At 71.0% G+C, this 7,566-nt stretch carries 4 protein-coding genes; 3 read left to right on the top strand and 1 reads right to left on the bottom strand.

The genetic code is table 11. The annotated features are described in order from the left end of the window. Positions 1–103: 103 nt before the first annotated feature. Both AAH991_RS39445 and pdhA read left to right on the top strand, forming a co-directional pair. A complete protein-coding gene (locus tag AAH991_RS39445; RefSeq protein ID WP_346231074.1) occupies positions 104–715 on the top strand; it encodes a TetR/AcrR family transcriptional regulator in 612 nt (203 codons plus the stop codon). A gap of 165 nt (positions 716–880) precedes the next feature. Continuing rightward, positions 881–1,966, top strand: coding sequence for a pyruvate dehydrogenase (acetyl-transferring) E1 component subunit alpha (gene pdhA / locus AAH991_RS39440; protein WP_346231073.1), 1,086 nt, complete (start codon positions 881–883; stop codon positions 1,964–1,966). On the opposite strand, the gene AAH991_RS39435 is transcribed toward pdhA, so the two are convergent. Further along, positions 1,933–2,790 (bottom strand): YqjF family protein, encoded by an 858-nt coding sequence (locus tag AAH991_RS39435; RefSeq protein WP_346231072.1) that lies wholly within the window; start codon positions 2,788–2,790, stop codon positions 1,933–1,935. The two genes, pdhA and AAH991_RS39435, sit on opposite strands and share 34 nt — an antisense overlap. 238 nt (positions 2,791–3,028) lie before the next feature. On the opposite strand from AAH991_RS39435, the gene AAH991_RS39430 reads away from it, so the two are divergent. After that, a partial coding sequence (locus AAH991_RS39430; RefSeq protein WP_346231071.1) for a ThuA domain-containing protein occupies positions 3,029–7,566 on the top strand: 4,538 nt, incomplete at its 3' end.

Genomic DNA, 7,566 nt, shown 5'->3' with positions numbered 1-7,566 from the left:
GCACCCCTCGCTGCGGCGTGACCTACAATCGGAGTCTCCACTTCGGTTATAGGCTATGAAGCGGCGAATCCGGATGTCAATCGAGGCGTGGGAGAGCCGAGGGATGCCGAACGATCAGCGCGTTCCCGAGCCGGACGCCTCCGCCGGGCCGGTGAGAGCGCTGCGCGCCGACGCCCAGCGCAACCGGACGCGCATCCTGGAGGCGGCCGAGGCCGTCTTCGCGGCCAAGGGCCCCTCCGCCTCCACCGAGGAGATCGCACAGAAGGCCGGGGTCGGGATCGGGACCGTCTTCCGGCACTTCCCCACCAAGGAGTCCCTGCTCAAGGCGATCATGCACGCGGTCGCCGTGAGGCTGGCCGAGGAGACCCGCGCGCTCGCTGCGCAGGGCGACCCCGCCACCGCCCTCTTCACCTTCTTCACCCGCACCGTCGAGCAGGCCGCGGAGCAGAAGACCGTCGTCGACCTGCTCGCGCAGGCGGGCATCCCGGTCACCGTCGCCAAGCCGGTCCTCGCCCTGCGCGAGGCCGTCGAGGTGCTCGTCGGCAGGGCCCAGCAGGCCGGGGCCGTACGGTCCGACGTCCGGGCGCCGGAGGTCATGGCCCTGCTGATCGGCCTGTGCCAGGCGTCCCTGCACATCCGGTGGGAGCCGGAGCTGCGGGCCCGTACGCTCGCGGTCGTCTTCGCGGGACTGCGGCCGGCCACCGCGCCCGGCTGACCCTCATCTCTCGCTGCCGGCGGGAAAGCGCAGCTCATCGGCGTGGCGGGCACGCCGTGTGATCCCGGGGGCCGGACAGCCGCAATGATTGGCTTCGCACGGCGCCGACGACCTCGCGGTGATGGAGGCGCCGGCAGCGGTCACCGTTGTCAGAGAGGAGACGACGTGCGGCGCCAGGACGAGGCCGAAGATCTGGTCCAGCTGCTCACGCCCGAAGGCGAGCGTGTCGCGCACCCCGAGTACGACCTGGATCTGCCGAAGAGCCACTATCGGGGGCTGTATCGCGACATGGCGCTGGTCCGCCGGATCGACCGGGAGGCCTTCGCCCTCCAGCGTCTCGGCGAGCTGGGGATGTGGATCCCCTGTCTGGGGCAGGAGGCGGCCCAGATCGGTTCGGGCCGGGCGCTCGCGCCGGACGACCACGTCTTCCCCTCCTACCGGGAGCACGGCGTGGCCTGGTGCCGGGGCATCGCGCCCCTCACGCTCATGGGCATGCTGCGCGGCACGACGAACGGCGGCTGGGACCCCCGGGAGACGCGCTTCCACCTCTACACGATCGTGCTCGGCGCACAGACGCTGCACGCCGTGGGGTACGCCATGGGGGTCCGCAGGGACGGCGACGACTCGGCGGTCGTGGCCTACTTCGGCGACGGCGCGGCGAGCGAGGGGGACGTCAGCGAGGCGTTCAACTTCGCGGCCGTGTTCGACGCGCCGGTGGTGTTCTTCTGCCAGAACAACCAGTGGGCCATCTCCCACCCCGTCGGGCGGCAGAGCCGGGCGCCGATCTACGAGCGCGCCCGGGGCTTCGGCTTCCCCGGCGTACGGGTGGACGGCAACGACGTGCTGGCCTGTCTCGCCGTGACGAGGGCCGCGCTGCGGCACGTACGCTCCGGGGGCGGGCCGTTCCTCATCGAGGCGTACACCTACCGGATGGGCCCGCACACCACCTCAGACGATCCGGGGCGCTACCGGCCCGCCGAGGAGGTGGACGCGTGGCGGAAGAAGGACCCGATCGCACGCCTGCGGGCGTACCTGCTGCGGGAGGGCATGGCCGACGAGGCGTTCTTCACCGAGGTCGAGGAGGAGGGGGACCGCATGGCCCTCGAACTGCGCGACGGGGTCATCGCCATGCCCGACCCGCCGGTGGACGCCATGTTCGACCACGTCTACGCGGACCGGCACGCGCTGGTGGAGGAGGAGCGGGCCTGGTACGCCGCCTACCTCGACCGCTTCGAGGAGCCCCGCGCCTGACCCGCGCCCGGCGGAAGCGCCGGCCACTGCCCCCGGGTCGAAGCGCCGGAGACGCTGAACGGGATTCTCGCGGCGCTCCGGGACGAGGCCGCGGTCCGCTGACGGTCGGCCGGACGCCACATGCCGACTCGTACGGGCACGCCGGGAGACGCGTGGACGAGCGGATCGTGGTCGGGCGCGGGCAGTCCTGCCGCCTCGAGCAGGCCCTGCGTCAGCCCGGACACCCGGGCCCGGTGGAGAGGCCAGCGCGGGTGTTCCACCTGCGCCGTCACCAGGCGACCCGCGACGACCGTGAAGAGCCGGTACCGCTCGACGAGGAAGTCCGCGAGCCCGTCCCGCTCGGCCTCGCTCAGCACGGCCCCGAGGTCGACGTCGGCGTCGCACCGCGCCCCGGAGGGGTCCGGCCACCGGCGCGCGCAGCGGTAACGGCGCCGCGCCCCCTCGCCGGTCACGGACATGTCCGACCAGTAGTACGGCAGCCCGTACGCGGCCCGGGCGCCCAGCACGGCGGGCAGGTTCCCTGCGTCCAGTGACAGGAACCACAGGCCGCCGCGCCCCCGGGCGTCCCGCGCGTAGGTGCGCACGTTGGTCTCGGGGAAGCGCGACAGCCCCGGCAGCGGCGGCAGCCCGGGCGCCCGCACGCCGCGCATCAGGAACGGCGTGAGCCCGACGTACGCGGCCCCCTCGTAGGTGTCGACGGTGAGCCCGTCCGGCAGGAACGCCTGCACGAGCTCGGGCGGATATCTCCAGTGGATGAAGGTGATGTCGGACCAGTGGTGGTACATCACCGGACGCTCGACCCGTCCTGCCGTTGCGGAGACCATGCCCGGGTTGCTACCCGGGAGACCCGTGACGGCACGTGGTCGCGGATACGGCGTCGGCCGGCACACGAACTTTCGCCATGCCCGGCGAAAGTTATCCACTTTTCACCGAACTATCTTCCCAATGCGGCAAAAGAAGCTTACGTTCGGTGCGATCACCGCTTCCAGGTGGATCTGTGAGGCGGGATCGCACGCCCGGGACCATGCCGGGCCTACCGCACCGACGAAAGGAACCTCCGCCATGCCCCCCAGGCGGCCGACCGATCGCGCAAGAAAACGGATCGCACAGACCTGTGCCTTACTCCTGGCCTTCACGGGCCTGACCGTGCTCACCCCGGCCGCGCCGGCCCAGGCACACACGGCGCCCGTCGACGCCGCCGACTACCAGCGCGTGGAGATGGCCAAGGGCGTCGCCGAGATGGGCGAGCCGATGACGATGGCCGTGCTGCCCGACCTCTCGGTGCTCCACACCGCGCGTGACGGAGTCCTGCGGCGCACCGACGCCCGCGGCGACACCAGCGTGGTCGGCACGCTGAACGTCTACACCCACGACGAGGAGGGCCTCCAGGGGGTCGCGGCCGACCCGGGCTTCGCGACCAACCGGTTCGTCTACCTCTACTACGCTCCCCGCCTCGACACCCCCGACGGCGACGCCCCGGCCACCGCGTCCGACTTCTCCGCCTGGAAGGGCGTGAACCGGCTGTCCAGGTTCACGATCAAGCCCGACTGGACGCTGGACAAGGGCAGCGAGGTCAAGATCCTCGACGTGCCGGCCGACCGCGGCATCTGCTGCCACGTGGGCGGCGACATGGACTTCGACGCCGACGGCAACCTCTACCTGTCGACCGGCGACGACAGCAATCCCTTCGACTCGTCGGGCTACTCCCCCATCGACGAGCGGCCCGACCGCAACCCGGCGTACGACGCCCAGCGCAGCTCCGGCAACACCAACGACCTGCGCGGCAAGATCCTGCGCATCAAGGTCAAGCCGGACGGGACCTACGACATCCCCGAGGGCAACCTGTTCCCGCCGGGCACGCCGGACACACGGCCCGAGATCTACGCGATGGGCTTCCGCAACCCGTTCCGGCTGAGCGTCGACAAGGCCACCGGTGTCGTCTACGTGGGCGACTACGGTCCCGACGCGGGCACCACGGACCCCGACCGCGGGCCGAGCGGCCAGGTCGAGTTCAACCGCGTCACCCGCCCCGGCAACTACGGCTGGCCGTACTGCACGGGCACGAACACCCCGGTCGAGACCTACAACACGTTCACCTTCCCCTCGGGTCCCTCCGGGGCGAAGTACGACTGCGCCGGCGGGCCGGTCAACGCCTCCCCGCGCAACACCGGGCAGCGCACGCTGCCGCCCGCCCAGCCCGCGTGGATCAGGTACGGCGGCGACGCCGGCTCTCCGCCCGAGTTCGGCGGCGGCTCCGAGTCGCCGATGGGCGGGCCGGTCTACCGCTACGACGCCGACCTGAAGTCCGCGGTCAAGTTCCCGCAGGACATGGACGGCCACTTCTTCGCCGGTGAGCTCGGCCGCCAGTGGATCAAGGCGATCGACGTGAAGGCCGACGGGACGCCCGGCGCCATCGTGGGCTTCCCCTGGACCGGCACCCAGGTGATGGACCTGGCGTTCGGCCCGGACGGCGCGTTGTACGTGCTCGACTACGGCACCGGCTACTTCAACGGCGACGCCAACTCGGCGCTGTACCGCTACGAGTACATCAAGGGCCGCGACCGCTCCCCTATCGCCGTGGCCAAGGCCGACAAGACGTCGGGCAAGACGCCTCTCACCGTCACGTTCTCCTCGGCCGGCTCCGCCGACCCCGAGGGCGCGACGATCACCTATGCCTGGGACTTCGGCGACGGCACCACCTCCACCGAGGCGAACCCGGTCAAGACGTATGACAAGGAGGGCACGTACACGGCGACGCTCACCGTGCGCGACCCCGCGGGTAACAGCGGCAGCGCGAGCGTGGTCGTCACGGCGGGCAACACCGCGCCGACCGTGACCATCGAGACCCCCACGGCGGGCAGCCTGTTCCAGTGGGGCGACTCGATCCCCTTCTCGATCAAGGTCACCGACCCCGAGGACGGCGCGATCGACTGCACGAAGGTCAAGATGACCTACGTGCTGGGCCACGACAGCCACGGCCACCAGATCTCCTCGAAGACCGGCTGCTCCGGCGAGCTGACCATCCCGGTCGACGGCGAGCACGACGACGCGGCGAACATCTTCGCGGTGTTCGACGCCGAATACACCGACAAGGGCGGGCTGACCACCCACACGCAGCACATCCTGCAGCCGCGGCACCGCCAGGCCGAGCACTACGCGGCCTCCCAGGGCGTCAACCCGATCGGGAAGAGCAATGCGCACGGCGGCAAGACCGTGGGTGACATCAACGCCGGCGACTGGATCTCCTTCAAGCCCTACGAGCTGACCAAGGCCAAGGGGATCACCGCCCGGGTCTCCTCCGGCGGGAAGGGCGGCACCATCGAGGTGCGCGCGGGTTCGCGGACCGGCACCCTGCTGGGCAAGGTGAGCGTGCCCGTCACCGGAAGCTGGGAGACGTTCACCGACGTGTCCGCGCCGCTGTCGAACGCCCCGGCCGGGACGACCGAGCTCTACCTGGTCTTCCATGGCCACGACGGCGCGCTGTTCGACCTGGACGACTTCACGCTGACGGCGGAGCCGCCGGCCGGCGGAAGCCCGGCGCCGATCGTCGGCGCCGCCGGCCTGTGCCTCGACGTCGCGAACGCCGACCCCGCCAACGGCACCAAGGTGCAGCTCTTCGAGTGCAACGGGACGGGGGCGCAGGTCTGGACCGTCAGCGGCAACACCCTCCGCTCGCTCGGCAAGTGCCTCGACGTGTCCAACGGCGGCACCGCCGACGGCACGCGGGTGCAGATCTGGGACTGCGTCTCCGGCGTCGGCGCGCAGATCTGGACCGTCGGCACGGACGGCACGATCAAGAACCCCCAGTCGGGCAAGTGCCTCGACGCGACCGACCCCGCCCAGATCGTCATCAGGACGTGTGACGGCCGCGACGCGCAGAAGTGGACGACGGCGACCCCGGGCAGCGCCGAGGGCGAGGTCCTGGTCTTCTCCCGCACGGCCGGCTTCCGGCACGACTCGATCCCGGCGGGCGTCCAGGCCATCAAGGACCTGGGCTTCAAGGTCACCGCGACCGAGGACCCCGCCGTCTTCACCGCCGAGAACCTGGCGAAGTACAAGGCCGTGGTGTTCCTCAGCACCACGGGCGACGTGCTGAACGACGCCCAGCAGGCGGCCTTCGAGGCGTACGTCAAGGCGGGCGGCGGCTACGTGGGCATCCACGCCGCGGCGGACACCGAGTATGACTGGCCGTTCTACGGCGGCCTGGTCGGGGCGTGGTTCGCCTCCCACCCCGCCGTCCAGCAGGCGACCGTGAAGGTGGAGGACCGGGCCCACCCGGCGACCGCCCACCTCGGGCCGACGTGGACGCGCACCGACGAGTGGTACGACTACCGGACCAACGCCCGCAGCACCGCGCACGTGCTGGCCACGCTCGACGAGAAGTCGTACTCGGGCGGGAAGATGGGCGACGACCACCCGATCGCCTGGTGCAAGGAGTATCAGGGCGGCCGGTCGTTCTACACGGGCGGCGGGCACACGGCGTCCTCGTTCGCCGAGCCGGAGTTCCGGCAGCACCTGCTCGGCGGCATCAGGTACGCCATGGGCGAGCTCAAGGCCGACTGCCGTCCCGAGACCGGCTACACGACGCTCTACAACGGCAGCACCACCGGCTGGGAGCAGGCCGGGCCCGGCGGGTTCACCAACGCCGACGGCACCCTGACCTCGCACGGCGGCCTGGGGCTGTTCTGGTACAAGGCGAAGGAGTTCCACTCCTACTCGCTCAAGCTCGACTGGAAGATGCGCGGCGACGACAACGCGGGCGTCTTCGTCGGCTTCCCCGCCTCGGACGACCCGTGGTCGGCGGTCGACAACGGCTACGAGATCCAGATCGACGCCACGGACGCTCCGGAGAAGACGACCGGGTCGGTCTACGGCTTCCAGTCGGCGGACCTCAAGGCCCGTGACGCCGCGCTCAACCCGCCGGGGCAGTGGAACACCTATGAGATCCGCGTGGAGGGCGAGCGCCTGCAGATCTTCCTGAACGGCGTGAAGATCAACGACTTCGTCAACACCGACCCGAAGCGGTCCCTGCAGCAGGGCTACGTGGGCATCCAGAACCACGGCGACGGCGACGAGGTGGCGTTCCGGAACATCCGCATCAAGGAGCTCGGCCCGGCGGAGGGCGACGTCACCGTCCAGGCCGAGAGCTGGACCGAGGCGAACGGCGTCGACACCTACCCCCACGCCCCCGCGCACGGCGGCACGGTGCTCGGCTACGTCAACCCCGGCGACTGGGCGGCGTACGACGTGGACCTCACCGGCGTCACCCGCTTCACGGCCCGGGTGGCCTCCCCCGACCCCAGCGGCGGCTTCGAGATCAGGACCGGTTCCCCGACCGGCCCCGTGCTCGGCACCGTCACCGTGCCGAACACCGGCGGGTGGGAGTCGTACGCGGACGTCTCGACGCCGCTCACGAACGTCCCCTCCGGCAGCGTGAAGCTCTACCTGGTGTTCACCGGGGCGAACTTCGACGTGGACGACTTCACGCTCGTCCGCGGCCCGAAGGACGACCCGCGGGTCGAGCTGACCGTGACGGCCGCGCCGCGCTGCATCGGCACCTCGGTGTACCTCGCCGTGACGGCGGTCAACGACTCCGACGC

The organism is Microbispora sp. ZYX-F-249 (genome assembly GCF_039649665.1).
In the GTDB taxonomy this organism is placed as follows: Bacteria; Actinomycetota; Actinomycetes; order Streptosporangiales; family Streptosporangiaceae; genus Microbispora; species Microbispora maris.
Note: the sequence above shows the minus strand (reverse complement) of the source record. Positions and strands in the feature narration are given on the sequence as shown.